Raw genomic sequence first — 14,763 nt, forward strand, 5'->3', positions numbered from 1 at the left:
ACTCGCGCGTGGGTTGCCTCAACTGATAAACCGGTGTCACCAAGTGTCCCTGGCTCTAATCGTGTAATGCAAAAGAATGTAGAGAGAAATCGCCGCCCCGACATGCAAGTAGCGGCCAACATCATTGATGTGAACGTGCCCGAATACGTGGTCTGACGCGGAAGTGAACCCTGCGATTGCCAACACTGCGTAGAGCAGGAAGGTAAGGATGAGTGCGCCGACAATCCGCCCCGTAAGCACTCCCAAGATCAGGAGCGCGCCGGTCGCGACATGCAAGTAGTTGTGGAGGTCATTCGTCAGCACGAGCCCATCCGAGCCGACGTAGGGATTGGGGATGTAGGCGAGCGCACCCACCGCGACGAAGCCTGCACCGAACAGAAATACCAGGACGTTCATGATTCCCTTGAGGGTCACGTGCTGCCTCCCATTTGCTATTCTTTTGGAGCGACCGTCGCGCTCTCGTTGCTCGGAGAGAACCACCTCTCCCCGTTTGAAGCGCCCGACATAAGTTTGGCTGCAGCCGCGGTTTGCCGCCCCCCTTTCAAAGGGCTGTGGCAAAACCGCAACCATCCGCCTCCGATTGCCTAGCTCCATACTTCGGTCTGGACTGCCCAAGACACCGTTTCACTACCGTGTCATCAGCCAAAAAAGATGGGGGGTCACAGACCATGTCGACACAACGGCGCGTCGCAGGCGGCGCAAGGATCACGGGGAGTGCGCTTGGTACCAGACTAGTGCTTGGCTTTGCGGTGATTACCTTCACGCTGCCGGCCCATGCCAACTATGCTCAGACCTGGGGCGTCAGCACATCCTGCCTCGCCAACGCTGGAGCCTGTGTCGCAAGCGTCGACGACATAGGATCATTCTACCACAACCCCGCAGGCGCCGCGTCCATGGAAGGTACGGTTATTGGTGGCAGCATCTATCTTCTCGACGTCCGCAATGCCGAATCGACGGATTCGCTAGGAACGCACAATCCCGACGCCACGAGCGTAGATGGGGAGATCGCCGCCCTCCCAACTCTTGGCCTCTATCAGCAGATCGCCCCGAATGCCGTGATCGGCCTCGGCATCGCCTCGCCCTTTGGCATCGTCGCGGATTGGGAAGACGCAGGCATCTTTCGCTACAATTCGCTCGACCAGTCCATTGTGTCGATCGACGTATCTCCGACGCTAGCTTGGAAGCCAACGGAAAACTTGCGCGTGGGTCTCGCCGCCAACTTCAACGTGGCGCGACAGCTAGGTCTGAACATCGGGTTTCCCAATGTGTTTCTCGGCCCTGGCAACGCAAGCAGTCCCTTAGCCGGCAAGATTTCACTCGAGACTGACAAGGACTGGAGCTTCGAAGGCTTGCCGCCCGGCTCGCTGGAATTCGGATTGCACGCCGTATCTCTCACGGCTGGACTGCAGTACGACGTCAATGATCGCCTGACCGTCGGCATTGCGGGCAGAACCAAGGAGAGCCAAACATGGGAGGGGGACTTCACGCTTGACCTGACACCCTTGGGGGCTGGTCAGCAGAAAACGCGGTTCTCAATGGATATCGATGCACCAGCATTCGTGCAGTTGGGGATGAAATACGCTCTGTTACCGAACGTCCTTGATGTCTCCTTTGATTGGCAGCGCACTTTCTGGAGCGACACGGCGGGCTTTGGTAAGCCGCTGGTCGTAAAGTTGCGAGATACAGTCTTTGTAGGCCCCGTCCCTGCAGACCAACTCGTCGTAAACTACAGCGCCCAAGATCAGAATACTTGGCGCTTTGGCGCGACGTGGCACGCCATGACGAACCTCGACCTGCGATTTGGATATGCGTTCGACGAAGCGATTTTTCCTGACCGCAATGGCGACCAGATAACCTTTGACAACGATCGCCACATCTTCGCGCTCGGCTTCTCTTATGACAATCGAGTCGGCAAAACCGGCTCAGGTTGGCAATTTGACGGCGCATTCCAAGTCACGCACTACGAGGACAAGAAACTCGAGGCGGGCGAGAGTATCAACCTCGGCGGTCTCGGTTCTCCCGCGTTTGCTGCCGGCGCTCCTACGCTCGGCTTCACCCCAAATTCGGAAGACGCCACTTTCGGTGGCGAAGCCTACTCACTCACACTTGGTGCCACCTACCACTATTGATTCTTGTTACGAACACTCGCGGCGGCTTCTCCCAAACTGCGGCATGGCGCTGGCAACAGCGCCATGTTTTTTGCGACGACATAGTCGATACTTTGCAATTTACTCTCTTACCGCCTCGGAGGCTGGGCTACGTGACGAAACGTGCGGGATATCGTTCTACTGAAGCTGCAGGAAATGTGCTCTCGCAAACGACCTATCATAGGACGCCGCTGGCCGATCCTAGTGTGTGTTGTCTCGTCTTGATCTCACCAACTCAGACCGACTCCTTCGGGAAGCCGCCGCGCGTGCAAGGCAGCTATCGACGCAACGTTGATCTGCTGACAGCGGCAGCTCAAATCGTGGACATGCCAGTGTTCGTCTTTTGCCGGAACGGAATTCCAGAGTCGTCTAGGTTTCAGCACCAGACATTCGCCTCTGAAGCGCACGGTTGCATCTGGAAGAACGAAGGGTTCACAACGGCACTGGATGCTAAGGACTGCACGACTATCGTGCTTGCCGGTCACTGGCTCGACCACGAGATCTTAGTCGCCGCACTTTATGCCTTGGCCGACCGTTACGAGGTTTATGTTCCGGTCGATGCTTCGCCGGCGCACTCAAAAGATGCAGCGCGCCTGGCAGAGGCACGCCTATTTCGCGCCGGAGCTACACCACTCCTCGCCAAGCAAGTCGTACAGGAGTGGACGATCGAGGCGTGCTGCACCGAACAACGGGCGGCGTTGATGTCTCTATCAATGCTCTGATGTATCCGGTTCTGACAACGAGCTGTTCAATTCGGAACTGGACAAAGGTGGTGCACTAAGAGGCTTCGGTCTTGCGGAGATTGACCGGAGATAGAAACGCGAGATTAGTCTAGCCCATTTCGAACAGCGCGCTGGTTGAGCGAAAGCAAAACATGCGTGAGAAGCAGTGCAACTATGCCAACATGCGACACATCAGCCGACACGACGTTTACGGAAACCAAACATTAGGATTCCGATTCCTAGCCTTCTGGCATGGAACGCACCCGGTACCACGTCGGCCCGCCCTGGCCGCCTAGCCGCGGCCTTTATGACTACACGCTCGGCCTGTGTCTTAGCGACCTGGCCTGGGAGTTTCTACGTCGGCATGCTGCATACCAACGCGACTACCAGCTCGGTTGCCAGGGTCGCATGAAGGCATGCCGTCTCCGATGCGGAGTAAACCTGCAACGCGTGCACAAGCGCAGCCCCCGGGCCGACGCTTGGCACTTATATTCCTTTCGTTGCCCCATCGCTGCCAGCACATGAAGCGCCGCTCTTCTGGTGCCCTTGCGCGGCCGCTCCACTCTTGGAGGCCAGGACAGAGCGCGCCATCAACGCTTCGATGGCCGATCTTTCGCTAACCCATCAAACGCCCGTCAAGCATATCGTCCGGGGACCAAGCGGCGAAGAATTTGTCCTGCTGCGCGACTCCAATGTGGCCGTGACACTGAGATGCAGGGGGTGCCCCCTGGGTAGGGCACCCATCAAACTCACGCTGCACAACAGACTGTCGGCTCCGGACGCTTACGCTAAGGCTGTGACAAGTCTGGCGAATCTTCTGTTGCGGCCTGCGAACGATCGCGATTGCAGCCGCACACGCCTATTGCTCCGCGACGCACTGATTGCCATCGACGGCAAGTGCCTCGGCGCAAGCTATCGCGATATCGCCATCGTCATCTACGGTATGGAGCGGGTTCGGGCCGAATGGGTCGGCGCAAGTCGCTGGATGAAGGACCGCGTCTGCCGCGCCTACGCCAAGGGCGAGGAGCTCCGCGACGGCGGCTATCTCGACCTCCTGCGGCTGGGGTGTCGTTTGAGCTGATCTCCGAACGACACTCCTCAGTCCGCCACCGTCCCGCAAGTCTTCCCGGCAGTTCCAACACAGTCGGGAGTACCCAAGATGGCCACGCTGAGAAGAATGCCGCTGCTCACCACCGAGGAGGCCGCCGCGCTGCTTCGGCTCAAGGCGCACACACTCGAGAACATGCGCTGGCAAGGAAGCGGTCCCCCGTTCCGCAAGCACGGCGGGCGCGTCTTCTATCATCGCAAGGAGCTGTTCCAGTGGTCTGAGCGCGCCCGCCGGCAATCGTCGTCGGGACGCAAGCCATGAGGAAGCGACCCATCGCCGGCATGGGGATCGCACTTGCCCTATTGGCACCGCCATCTCAGGATGCGACGGTACATATCGTCTGGAACGCCTCGCCGAGCGTTCCGATCGGGCTCTATGGTATTGTCCATCGGAGACCGGACGTCGGCGAACTGGCGCTGGTTCGTCTTCCCGATGATCTCGCAGAGATCGCGGACCGGCGCGGATATCTCCAGCGATCAGCCTTGCTGCTCAAGCCGGTCGCCGCTGGCGCAGTCGACCGCGTCTGCCGTTTCGGCACCGACGTGTTCGTGCAGAGCCGCTTGGTCGCTCGCGCCGTTGTCGAAAGCGAACCACTGCCCTCTTGGCGGGGGTGCCGTACGCTCAGCAGCAGCGAACTGTTCCTGCTGGCAGATCATCCAGCGAGCTTCGACAGCCGCTATTTCGGCCCCGTTCATGCCAGGCACGTCATCGGAACGGCGATCCCACTCTGGCGCCTCCAATGAGACCCGGCGCCCTTCAGCCGGACTGACACTGTCTAGTATATTGGACAAGATAAACATTCGCCTCCGGCGACGTCCGTTCGCGAGGCGACGTCCGAGGTTAGATGACGTCATAACAGTTGAACGACGAGCAGGTTGAAGGGACTCAGTGAAGTCTGGGCGGACCCGCCCTCGATCTCGTGATCTCGGGCGGTCGGGCTCTATCGCGCGGCCTCGGTCAGCCGCGCGACCGAGCCGCCGGCAATGGGGAACCGGCGTCTCGGCACATGCGTGTAACGATCCCTTCCGCGGAGCCCGTGGCACGCTCTCGCCCCAAAGCCGATCAGCGCATCTGTTGCGAGCCCTCAGGTCCGTACTTCTTGGCGGCGCTTCAACCACCAAGACCATGACACGGAAGCACGTCCAAGATCGGCGCGCAGCTCGGCTCGCATCGCTGTCGGGAGAGTAGATGTGCTGCGACCGCCTCCGCTGAGGCCTCGCCAATCGCGCACCGAACGCCACGCGGCCATCCTCTCGCCGTGGCCGGGAGGCCCTTTCCCGTCGAACTTTGTGCGACGATGTGGCAGGCGTCGCCTTAGCGGCAACCCGCGCTGCGCGCGGGTCCTCCACTGCGTTCCGGCCCTTCTCCACGGAGCGGAGCTCCGCTCCGACGGGTGCCTCAGGCTCCAGCCCGCCACGATCTGCACGCGCCGGCGGGGGAATAGGCCTCCGCCGGAACAACGTGAGGATCAGCATCATGGCTACCATCGGTTACGTCACGAAGCGCGAGGACGGACGCTACGAAGGCGAGATCCGCACCCTCTCCCTCCGGGCATCGATCGCCATCCTTCCCGTCGGCGACAAGCAGACCGAGACCCAGCCGGACTTCCGCGTCATGGCCCAGGGCATCGAGATCGGCGCCGGCTGGCAGCGGATCGGACAGACCTCGGGCAAGGAGTACATCTCGCTCTCCATCTCGGCTCCCGAGTTCGGCAAGACGCTCTATGCCAACCTTGGGCGAGCTGCAGGTCAGGCCGATCCGAACACCTACGCGCTGATCTGGACCCCGCAGGACTAGGCGGGGTTTCGTCTCCGCGCTGCTCACCGCAGCGCGGAGACTCATTCCGTGCTGACATTCGTCCGCCAGCCTCCCCCACCCGCCCGCCCCACCACGGCGCTGACGCCGCCTGGAGCAGCGTCGGCGCATTAGCGTCAGAATGTGGCCAGCCAATCTGGGTCGGTTGACGTCAACCCGAACGCACGACGCGCGGCAGGTCCGGCTACTCGTTTCCGGTTACGCGATGCGGCACACGCTGGCGCCGCGGCTGTCGCAGACCATGGCCGGCCCGGTTGCGGAGCGCGCCCGAGATCGAGTTCGCTGAGATCAGCGCGAGCGCGTCCGTCGAACGGCCGCAACGGTCCTGTGTGTCTCGACACCGCAGCGCCGCTCATTGTCGGTCCAACTGATCCCCGTTGACCGAGCCTGGCCGTGCGCAACTCTTTCGCCGGAGACGATCCTTCTGCGTATGCCTCGACCACCCAAATTGCTGAACGTACCAGCGAGTGTGACAAAGGAAGTTGCGGGAAGTCTGAGAGGGCATTTCCGGACATCAAGATAAAAGACTGACGTCATCTGCGCGTCAGATCGTGCAGGGGCCGACTTGCGGACGACGTCAGCAAAGCGATCGTACCGTCAGCGTTCGAGATTCCTTCGCGCAATCAGCATTGAACTTAACGCCGTCTTGAACGCGGCGACCGACACGCCATCTCGTCTTGCCACCCCTCAACCCGCGAGGCTCGACATGGCGCAAGACGACTTCGATCCCAAGTTCGGTCGCATTCGCGATAGCCGCAGCAGCCGCACACAGCGGCATGCCGCGCTCGTGTTCCGCCGGGCTGGCAAGAGGGGCGCAAGGGCGGTGCTGCAGCGCGGACACATCACACCCGGCAGCCTGACGCGCGGCATGGGGACAGGCGTACGCGCCGCAGCGGGACTCATTGCCCCCGGGAGCCGACGCGTCATCGTCAAGGCGCGCTACACACGGATCCTGAACGGCGACCTCGGCGCCGCACAGGCGCACATGAAATACATCGTGCGCGATGGCGTCACCCGAGAGGGAGCCCCTGGACGGCTCTATGACGCCAATGGGGATGACGTCGATGGTAGTGCTTTCCTCGCCCGCTCGGCCGACGACCCGTACCAATTTCGTTTCATTGTCTCCGCCGACGAAGGCGCACAGCTCAGCGACCTCAAACCCTTCATCCGTAACCTCCTCACCCAGATGGAGCGCGACCTCGACACGAAGCTCGACTGGGTGGCGGTCGATCATTTCAACACTGGACACCCGCATACTCACGTCGTCCTCCGCGGCAAGGATGATCAGGGCAAGGATCTGGTGATGGCGCGCGACTACATCGCCCATGGCGTCCGGGCCCGCGCCCAATCCCTCGTGACCCTGGAGCTCGGACCGGAAACCCAGCTCGAGCGTATGCAGAAGCTCTTCAACGAGGTCGGCCAGGAACGACTGACGCGCCTCGATCGAGCGCTCATCGGCCGCTCCAAGGAAAACATTCTGGTCGTCACAGCCGCCGAGGAGCTCGATCCCACACAGCACACGCCCCGGGTCGGCCGGCTCAAGACCCTGGAGCGGCTCGGCCTCGCCGACGAACGGCAACAGGGCGTCTGGGCACTCGATAGCCAGATGGAGGGCAAACTTCGCCAGCTCGGACAACGTGCCGACAAGTTCAAGATGATGCAGCGCGCGCTACAGGAAGCCGGGATCGAGCGGAGCGCGGCTGCCATGGCCTTGTTCGAGCGGAGCCCCCGCAAGACACCGCTGGTCGGCAAAGTCGTGGGCGTCGGCCTCGTCGACGAGATCTCCGATCACACATGGGTCGTAATCGACGCCATGGACGGACGCGCGCATTACGCCGAGCTTGGCCGCCTCAAACCCGCCGACGCGCCGGTGCGCGGGACAATCGTGGCCCTGGCCGGAGACAGCCTCGACGGTAAGCCGTCGCCGGTGCCCAAGCTACAAGTGCTCTCGCCCGTCGCGCTCGAGAAGCAGGCGACCTACGACGGTCCGACCTGGCTTGACGAAGCCATCCTCTCACGATGGCAACCCGAGCCGGGAACGCCCGGCTTCCCCAGTCAAGTGCGAACCGCACTGGCCACGAGAAGAGATTGGCTGGTCGAGCGCCGCGTCGCAACGATCGCGCCCGGTGGTGGTCTAACACCATCTCCCGACATGATGCGGACCCTGCGCAGGGCCGAGACCGACCGTATCGTGCAGCAAGTCTCGCGAGAGCTCAACGCCACCTATGTACCCTCCGCGCCTGGAGCGCGCATTACCGGCGTGTACGATCGCGCGATCGTCACGCCCACCGGCAAAGTTGCCGTGCTTCGCCACCAGGACACCTTCACGCTGGCGCCGTGGCGTCCGGCGCTAGAGCCGTTCAGAGGACACGCTGTTTCTGGCGTGGTGGGGCGGAGCCGCGTGACATGGACTCTGGAACGTGGGAAAGGTTTGCCAGGACGCACCTGAACCCGCTCAATTCGCAGGCGCAACATTGCCCAGCCACCCATGTCCGACCTGCCGAGATAGCGGAAGTTGGTGCCGCCCCGCGGATCGACGAAAGTCCTCTGCTTACCGCGTCGGAAGGGCATCTTGGAGCGGACGAACGCACTAGACGGTGACGTCCTGAGGATAGACCTTGGATTTGCAGAAATCGAGAAGTCGCTGCGTGGCCTTTAGGCGCGCCATAGAGGTTTGCGATAAGAAGTTCCTGCCCTGCACCTTCGATAAATTTCCGCGCGGTTCCTGCGGGGATGCAACGTGCCTCCTCGCCAAATTCCTCGAACAGGAAGGGTTTTCATCTCAACAGTATCCGAATGGCACGACCAATTCGCAGGTGAGAAACAACACCTCGCCGATTTTGAACAGCTTGGCGAGCCTGCGCGTGGCGTCCTTCGGTTAGCCTATTGCGCTATTATGGACAAGCTGCGCTCGATAGATGCATCACACGTAACGGCGGAGTGACAAATGGCAATCGGATGCTTGGGATGGGGCTCTCTAATTTGGGACTTGGAGCGCGACCAACAGTTGCCGATTGAGGGCGGTTGGCATGAGGACGGTCCGTCTGTTCCGGTCGAGTTTGTCCGACATTCGGATAGTGGACTAGTCACATTGGTCATCGAGCCAACGGCGGAGGCGCTGAGGACCTTATGGGCCGTTATGGCATTGGCCTCGCTTCAAGACGCCAAACAGGCTTTAGCCGCCAGAGAAGGGACGCCCGTCCGGAACATCGGCAGCTGGTCGCCTGGGGAGGCTGCTCCAGCTGCAATAGGGGGTATCGCGGGATGGGCAGCGTCGAAGAAGCTTGCTCACGTAATTTGGACAGGATTGCCATCAAAGTTCGATGGTGTGAACGGAAAGACCCCCACTGTCGATGAGGTGATTAAGCTACTTTCTGGGATGGAGGAGGCGAAGCGGGTGAAGGCGGAGAGATATATTCGACGAGCGCCGCGTCAGATTGCGACAGCCTACCGAAAGCGCATTGAAGAGGTATTGGGCTGGCTTCCGACCGACGCTTAGCCAACACGTTGTCGATCGCAGGTCCAAGCAACCCACCGGTATTCTTTGCGTCTCCGTAGACGTCCTTGGCCTACTCTGAATTCCATAGCATCCGTCCCATAGGACTGTTGGCAATCCACACCTCCTGTTGTTCCGAGACATTCAAAACCGGCGTCTCCTCGTTCTCAACGTCAAAGTAGCCATAGAGATAGAAATACGCCGCTAGTCTGTGGTTGCCGTCCAAGACGTCGAAGCCATCGCAGCTGGTCCCTAGAATGATGGGTCGGGGAAAGCGGCCGTGCTGCTTCAAGTAATCGCAACAGCGTCGGAACCTCGCATAGCTATCACTAATCATCGAAATGGCTGTCGTCTCCCCCAACAAATGCGTTCGAGAGAGCGTGACGACTGTCTCCAATCCCTTAGGGCTTAATAGCTTGGGCGAGAGTGCAATGGTGGATTTGGCCCAAGTGAGCGATTGGAGCCATGCGAGGCCGTTACCGAGGCCAAGTATGTACCGCCATTCGTTGCCGGGAATCGGCGGCCAACCAAATCGCTTAAAGTGCGGAATAAGCCATATGTCGATGACATCATCGGGTGTATTTGGGGTATCGGTTCTGATTGTTGCCATCGGGTTGTTGGACTCGCTCATGGAGCCGCCTGCTCGTTGGAGAAGGGCAGTGTGGACGAGAGCTCTGGGAACTCCTTCGGCGCAAAAGCACATCTCTTGAAAATTGCCTCGTTTGTCTCGCCATGTCCTGCGAGTGTGAGGTAGATGTTTCTGCCGCCTCGGCCCTTGGCGAAAACAATCCACTCACCCGTTAGACGTGAGGACTTCTTTGAACGGCCCGCACGGTGCTCGAGCGCGCCGTCGACCATGACGTGAGCTAGCTGTCCTGCGAGGTCCTTGTTCAGTATTTGACCTTCCCATCCATCGCGCCCGAACGTTTCGTCAAGCCTTCGCCTGATGAGCATTTCGCCGTTCTTCTCAGTTTCATTCAGGAGGTTGGTCACGAGGAAGTCGGCCTGGAACCAATGCTTGTGCCAAAGCCCTTGCAACGGCCCAGCCGTAAAGGGTTCGGCCCGTTTGGTCGGAGCGGCGCGCGTGAGAGGCGCCTTCTCAAGTTCGCCGACCTGATCATAAACCTCATGGATGTCGACAAGCAGATCGCGCTCACCGAACCACTGGGGAATCCGACAGTGATGCCCGGCGAGCTGGTAGATGAGTCCAGATGAGCAAGAGCCTGATGTAAGTTTTAGCGCGAGCCACTCGCGAACGTCTTGGGCAGCGGATGTAATCTGGGCCCAGGTCACATCCTGGCCCTCGATGCTCGTGCCTACTATCGTTTCTGGAGAGAGCGGTGGCTGCATTCGTCTCTCACTTTGTAATTTCCAAAATAGTCCATCCGCTCAATTTCAATAGGTTTCGGTCCTTCTCGCCGATTTGGTCGGCTTGTGCGGCCACTGCTAGGAGTCTGCGCGGGCGCGTGGTCGCGACATAGAAATTGGCTAGCAAGCTGGCCTCTTTTGGGCCCCACTTCCGCGTTGTCTTGGCGTTGAGCGCTTCGGCAAATTTTCCGAACGGACGGATGTTGAAATACGAAGTCTGCAAAAGCAGTGTGGCATCGTGTGTTTGTCCCTTGATGGACGCGATGGTGCCGACGTTTATCCTGACCTTGGTGCCGTCGACGTCGATTATCTCATATGCGCCATCGGTCGCGGTCTGCTCAAAGGTCGACGAGTCCCCCGCAAACTTCAGGTTTCCACATGTTTCGACCAAGCTGAGGTCCGGCGCGAAAGATGCAAGGCGAGCGAGCAGAGAGGCTTTCGCCTCGGCCCATAGTGCCTCTGTCGTTGGAGGCTTCTCTAACTGGTCCGAAATCCAATCGCGGAGCCCTCGACCAATCTCCGGAAAATGGCGGTCGCACGTCTTGAGCAGACGACCTTGGCGCAGTGTCTCGCCATCCGCTCCAAGTTTGCAGCAGTAGGTGATTGTCTCTCGGAGCGCGTTCTCGACTTGCTCCAGCTCGCTGGCCCCAATCCCGAACTGGACGATGCTTGCGTGGAGAAGAAGCGCATCGACTTGGGGGCCTTGGGATTTGAGATTCGGAAAGTAGCTCCCCAGAACCAACTGCGTCTTTTTGGCGCTCTCGCTGGAGTTTCGTCGATGCCCGACAGCCCAGAAGCTTCCTTCACCTCCAAGGTTGGAGACGAGCAGTTTGGCATAATCGGACGCAACAGCTTGTTCGGCGCCTTCGGCAAAGAGAATTGCATACAGGAGGCTATCGGGCTGTTTGGTGGACACTATATCTTGAGGCCGGTGGACACTTAGCTTGCTCGCGACTCTTGCAAGCGAAGGACCAAACCGCTTGGTCTCATTGAGGTCCAATGCATCGGCAGCGGGCTTCCAAGCAGGGCTTGCTCCGTCGGCGAGAATGGCTTGGTTCACGTCGCCAATACACTGAAGCACAGCGCCCGCGTCTCGGATGGAATGCAGCATGTTGAAGGCCGCTTCCGACGTGTCTTGAGCCTCATCCAGAACGATGAGGGCAAAACGCGCTGCAAGCGCCTGGCGAAGGTCTGGGATGCCATTTAGCGTGCTATTGGCGATGGCCATCATATCTTCATAGCTAAACAGGCCACGAGCATTGAGGGAATCCTTGACCTCTTGTAGGGCAACGAATGTGGGGCTGGAGCGATTTGCTAGTCCGGGGACGAGCGCGAGTTGACGTGGATTCTCAACATCCAGCGTCAGAGACCCAGCGATCTTCAACGCGCCGGCTTGCAAACGGTCGACAAATGAGGTGCTTGTGGGCAAGCCAGACTGATTTGCTACCCATCCCCTGGCATTGGGGCTTAACCGCAATGCTGCGGCGGCGGCTGAGGTGAATATTTCGGTGTCGATGGACTGGACCTGGAAGCCGAGCCCTCGAACGGTGGGCAATGCAAGGAATTGGTGGGCGAATGCGGTCAGCGTTCCAATGAAGTGCGGGTACCGAAGAAGCCGCTGGGCATCCGGGCGACCTGACAGCTGGTTCTCAATTTCCTGTCTGGCGACATTGGTGTGCGTTACGATGGCGATAGCACCCATGTCAGGCGTCCAGCGGCGTCCCAAAAGGCGAAGCTTCAGACCGAGTAGCGTGGTCTTACCCGCTCCTGGAGCGGCCTGAACATCTCGGCTATTCATCTCCTTTAGGAATTGGCGGCGTACTGGGTTGGACAAATCCAGTTCACCTGATGCAGCTAGCTCTGCAATCTCGTCGTCGGACACATCATGCAGGCTGAGCGGCGGCATCGGTAGCACCCTCAGGCGATGGTTTTTTGGCTTCCAGTGGGCTCGTCACATACTCGATTGCTTCAACCAAGTATGCTGGCAAGCGCCCTCGAAACTGCTCTGGCGTATCAGGGAGGAGCTTAATGATGGACGCCAGCTCTTGAGCCACGATTGTCTTTGACAGCTTGCTTCCTGCCTTGAGCAAGGGCCCGCACACCGAGACTGCTTTTTGTCGGTCAGAGCCGGTTAGGGTGGCAAAGTGCGTCTCGGCCTCTTGGTCTAGAACATCTTCGGTTTTGCTCCCGGTGTGCTTTGCGCGCGTGATTGCCCTGTTCATTTCCCGGACGAGCCCGGCTTCGGCAAGGTCAAATTCCAATGTCCAACACGGGGAGACAAAGGTTTTTACCGGGAAGCCGTCTTTGGCTCTCTTAGCCGATGCTTCGGCCGCGATTTCCTCCGCTGAGTATTCGTTTTCCGTCTTCCTGGTTGCGCTCAGGAGGTCCTTTGCGTCGAGGGGAGGTATGTCGCGATCAGTCAGACACGACACCGGGACCAACAGTTCCGGAGGCGCTTTTCGTTGGAAGATGCGGGCGTAGCGGAAGAGTCCAACTGTACCCACGTTCACAATCGAGACGCCGTGCTTAGTGAGGGAGCGACCCAACTTCTCGGCTAACGTCGGCAACAAGAGGACTTCCGCATCGCCTTCAACGATGATGACCCCCTTGGCGAAGAACAAGTTGGCCTTTGTCGCGTCGAGAAATCTCCGCAGGTACTTGTAATCTGAGCTATCGAGTTTGGTGTAAGCGGTACTCAGCGGGTAGCCCGTGCCAGAACCCACGATGATGATGTTCTGTGGGTCAGCGCTGCCAGCCAGGAGTGGGCTGTGAGTTGTGAGAAGGATTTGCGCCTTCCTTCGCCCCTTCGCCTGATTATCGAGCATCGATACAACACTTGCCTGCATCTGAGGATGCAAGTGGGCTTCCGGTTCCTCCACCAGCAATAGTGGGAGCTGCTCGGTCGCCTCCGACTGAAGCAATAGAAGCTCGGCGCACATAAAGAGTATGTTGTCCAACCCCAGGCCGCGATTTACGGCGAAGTTCACCCCGTCTGGGGGTTGAAGTTCGAGCTGCAGACGCTCGACAACCTGTTCGAATGTGAATTTTACCCCCATGCCAAGCTTGGGGATTAGGCTGGTTCCGGTTAGCGCCGCGTCGGCGAGGTACTCATCGCGCAGTCGCTTCTCTACACCCTTGATCGTGTCGTTGGCCGCGATGCTTCTTTGGCTCTCGACCATGATGTGGGCGAGGGTCTTGGGCTTTGTGGGGTCGCGTTCGGGAGACATTTCGGGCAACGTCTGGAGTATCTGTGCCAGTCTGCTGCGTCTGCCTGGACGTAGCTCTGCGGAGGCGTCTCTGAGTGGCTTTAAGTACGTGGCCTGGAGGTACTCGCGCAGTTTGCCATCAACATCCTTGCCGTCGCCTTTTGGTCCAGTCCGACGTTCGGGGTAGACGGACTCATCTGCCTGCAGCTTGGCGACGAGGCATACATGAATCTCCGTATGTCCAGGCTGACCATTCTCGCCAGGCGTATTGGTCAGCCATTCGGCGAAGCTTGCCTTCTCCCGTCCGGTGAGCTCGGCGAACACGCATCGGATGGACAGCTCCTTGCTGTGAACACCTGCACCGCAATAGAAATCCGTCGGACCAATGCGTTCGTAGTATTGCCCGCGTGTACCCAGACAGTAGCGAATGGCGTCGATGAGACTGGTTTTGCCGCCATCGTTTTCACCGACTATGAGATTCAAGCCTGGCTGGAACGGGATGCGCGTCGGTTTGCCGTTCCCCAAGTTTCTAAAATTCGTGACATGAATCTCTTTGAGATTGACCTGAGACCCTTCTCTCATCCAGTCAGAGGGTGAGTCCTGGGCTAAATTTCTGGACCTGATCGTTCGTCACGGCAAGGGCCAGATGGTGGTCGTGGAACTCCTCCGGTGTCCGGTTGGCGAGAGCCGAGTGGGGCCGGACACGATTGTAATCGTCGCGCCACGCCGCCAGCCGCGTTCTCGCTTCGTCGAGCGTGGAGAACAACGTCTCGTTCAAGAGCTCGTCGCGCAGCCGACCGTTGAAACTCTCGACGAACGCGTTCTGCTGCGGCTTGCCGGGCTGGATGTAGTGCCAGTCGACACCGCTGGCCTTGCTCCATTTGAGGATCGCCATGCTGGT

Annotated in this window: 16 protein-coding genes; 10 read left to right on the forward strand and 6 right to left on the reverse strand. The window is 59.5% G+C overall.

All coding sequences use genetic code 11. From position 1 onward, the window contains the following. Window positions 1–36: 36 nt before the first annotated feature. Entirely contained in the window at window positions 37–414 is a 378-nt protein-coding gene (locus F812_RS0121800; protein WP_156827607.1) for a hypothetical protein, read from the reverse strand. 254 nt (window positions 415–668) lie between these two features. On the opposite strand from F812_RS0121800, the gene F812_RS0121805 reads away from it, so the two are divergent. From F812_RS0121805 to F812_RS0121850, 10 genes are all read left to right on the forward strand, one after another. Continuing rightward, on the forward strand, window positions 669–2,129 hold the full coding sequence (locus F812_RS0121805) for an OmpP1/FadL family transporter (RefSeq protein ID WP_083929325.1): 1,461 nt from the start codon (window positions 669–671) through the stop codon (window positions 2,127–2,129). Between the two features lie 131 nt (window positions 2,130–2,260). Next, window positions 2,261–2,869, forward strand: coding sequence for an isochorismatase family protein (locus F812_RS0121810; RefSeq protein WP_156827608.1), 609 nt, complete (start codon window positions 2,261–2,263; stop codon window positions 2,867–2,869). Between the two features lie 252 nt (window positions 2,870–3,121). Continuing rightward, complete coding sequence (locus F812_RS27320; protein WP_425337471.1) at window positions 3,122–3,394, forward strand: transcriptional regulator domain-containing protein; 273 nt, start codon at window positions 3,122–3,124, stop codon at window positions 3,392–3,394. A 76-nt stretch (window positions 3,395–3,470) separates the two neighbouring features. Then, window positions 3,471–3,950: a DNA -binding domain-containing protein gene (locus F812_RS26255; protein WP_083929327.1), complete on the forward strand. Its 480-nt coding sequence runs from the start codon at window positions 3,471–3,473 to the stop codon at window positions 3,948–3,950. 78 nt (window positions 3,951–4,028) lie between these two features. Continuing rightward, window positions 4,029–4,238 carry a helix-turn-helix domain-containing protein gene (locus tag F812_RS25090; RefSeq protein WP_040499025.1) on the forward strand — a complete coding sequence of 70 codons (210 nt, stop codon included), beginning with the start codon at window positions 4,029–4,031 and terminating at the stop codon, window positions 4,236–4,238. After that, on the forward strand, window positions 4,235–4,720 hold the full coding sequence (locus tag F812_RS0121825) for a S26 family signal peptidase (RefSeq protein WP_198011261.1): 486 nt from the start codon (window positions 4,235–4,237) through the stop codon (window positions 4,718–4,720). Before F812_RS25090 ends, F812_RS0121825 begins: the two co-directional genes overlap by 4 nt. Before the next feature lie 733 nt (window positions 4,721–5,453). Continuing rightward, window positions 5,454–5,774: a DUF736 domain-containing protein gene (locus F812_RS0121830; RefSeq protein ID WP_020088121.1), complete on the forward strand. Its 321-nt coding sequence runs from the start codon at window positions 5,454–5,456 to the stop codon at window positions 5,772–5,774. Window positions 5,775–6,498: 724 nt separating this feature from the next. Then, window positions 6,499–8,241: a DUF3363 domain-containing protein gene (locus tag F812_RS25095; protein WP_020088122.1), complete on the forward strand. Its 1,743-nt coding sequence runs from the start codon at window positions 6,499–6,501 to the stop codon at window positions 8,239–8,241. Window positions 8,242–8,410: 169 nt separating this feature from the next. Continuing rightward, the gene (locus F812_RS26715) at window positions 8,411–8,674 is read left to right on the forward strand and encodes a hypothetical protein (RefSeq protein WP_156827609.1); all 264 of its coding nucleotides are present in this window, start codon (window positions 8,411–8,413) and stop codon (window positions 8,672–8,674) included. Between the two features lie 209 nt (window positions 8,675–8,883). Beyond that, on the forward strand, window positions 8,884–9,291 hold the full coding sequence (locus F812_RS0121850) for a hypothetical protein (protein ID WP_156827610.1): 408 nt from the start codon (window positions 8,884–8,886) through the stop codon (window positions 9,289–9,291). A gap of 70 nt (window positions 9,292–9,361) precedes the next feature. On the opposite strand, the gene F812_RS0121855 is transcribed toward F812_RS0121850, so the two are convergent. From F812_RS0121855 to F812_RS25105, 5 genes are all read right to left on the reverse strand, one after another. After that, on the reverse strand, window positions 9,362–9,919 hold the full coding sequence (locus tag F812_RS0121855; RefSeq protein ID WP_020088124.1) for a hypothetical protein: 558 nt from the start codon (window positions 9,917–9,919) through the stop codon (window positions 9,362–9,364). Further along, entirely contained in the window at window positions 9,916–10,638 is a 723-nt protein-coding gene (locus F812_RS0121860; RefSeq protein WP_020088125.1) for a hypothetical protein, read from the reverse strand. The genes F812_RS0121855 and F812_RS0121860 overlap by 4 nt, the downstream gene beginning before the upstream one ends. A 7-nt stretch (window positions 10,639–10,645) precedes the next feature. After that, window positions 10,646–12,562: a UvrD-helicase domain-containing protein gene (locus F812_RS0121865; protein WP_020088126.1), complete on the reverse strand. Its 1,917-nt coding sequence runs from the start codon at window positions 12,560–12,562 to the stop codon at window positions 10,646–10,648. Further along, on the reverse strand, window positions 12,540–14,444 hold the full coding sequence (locus F812_RS25100; RefSeq protein ID WP_020088127.1) for an ATP-dependent nuclease: 1,905 nt from the start codon (window positions 14,442–14,444) through the stop codon (window positions 12,540–12,542). The genes F812_RS0121865 and F812_RS25100 overlap by 23 nt, the downstream gene beginning before the upstream one ends. Window positions 14,445–14,448: 4 nt before the next feature. Next, a partial coding sequence (locus F812_RS25105; protein ID WP_020088128.1) for an integrase core domain-containing protein occupies window positions 14,449–14,763 on the reverse strand: 315 nt, incomplete at its 5' end.

This window comes from Hyphomicrobium zavarzinii ATCC 27496 (genome assembly GCF_000383415.1).
In the GTDB taxonomy this organism is placed as follows: Bacteria; Pseudomonadota; Alphaproteobacteria; order Rhizobiales; family Hyphomicrobiaceae; genus Hyphomicrobium_C; species Hyphomicrobium_C zavarzinii.

Excerpts from the sequence above, each read along its gene's own strand:
- F812_RS0121825 (WP_198011261.1), top strand. The coding sequence starts at position 4,235 with ATGAGGAAGCGACCCATCGCCGGCATGGGGATCGCACTTGCCCTATTG.
- F812_RS25090 (WP_040499025.1), top strand. The coding sequence starts at position 4,029 with ATGGCCACGCTGAGAAGAATGCCGCTGCTCACCACCGAGGAGGCCGCC.
- F812_RS26255 (WP_083929327.1), top strand. The coding sequence starts at position 3,471 with ATGGCCGATCTTTCGCTAACCCATCAAACGCCCGTCAAGCATATCGTC.
- F812_RS0121805 (WP_083929325.1), top strand. The coding sequence starts at position 669 with ATGTCGACACAACGGCGCGTCGCAGGCGGCGCAAGGATCACGGGGAGT.
- F812_RS27320 (WP_425337471.1), top strand. The coding sequence starts at position 3,122 with ATGGAACGCACCCGGTACCACGTCGGCCCGCCCTGGCCGCCTAGCCGC.
- F812_RS0121860 (WP_020088125.1), bottom strand. The coding sequence starts at position 10,638 with ATGCAGCCACCGCTCTCTCCAGAAACGATAGTAGGCACGAGCATCGAG.
- F812_RS25095 (WP_020088122.1), top strand. The coding sequence starts at position 6,499 with ATGGCGCAAGACGACTTCGATCCCAAGTTCGGTCGCATTCGCGATAGC.
- F812_RS25100 (WP_020088127.1), bottom strand. The coding sequence starts at position 14,444 with ATGAGAGAAGGGTCTCAGGTCAATCTCAAAGAGATTCATGTCACGAAT.
- F812_RS0121865 (WP_020088126.1), bottom strand. The coding sequence starts at position 12,562 with ATGCCGCCGCTCAGCCTGCATGATGTGTCCGACGACGAGATTGCAGAG.
- F812_RS0121830 (WP_020088121.1), top strand. The coding sequence starts at position 5,454 with ATGGCTACCATCGGTTACGTCACGAAGCGCGAGGACGGACGCTACGAA.
- F812_RS0121855 (WP_020088124.1), bottom strand. The coding sequence starts at position 9,919 with ATGAGCGAGTCCAACAACCCGATGGCAACAATCAGAACCGATACCCCA.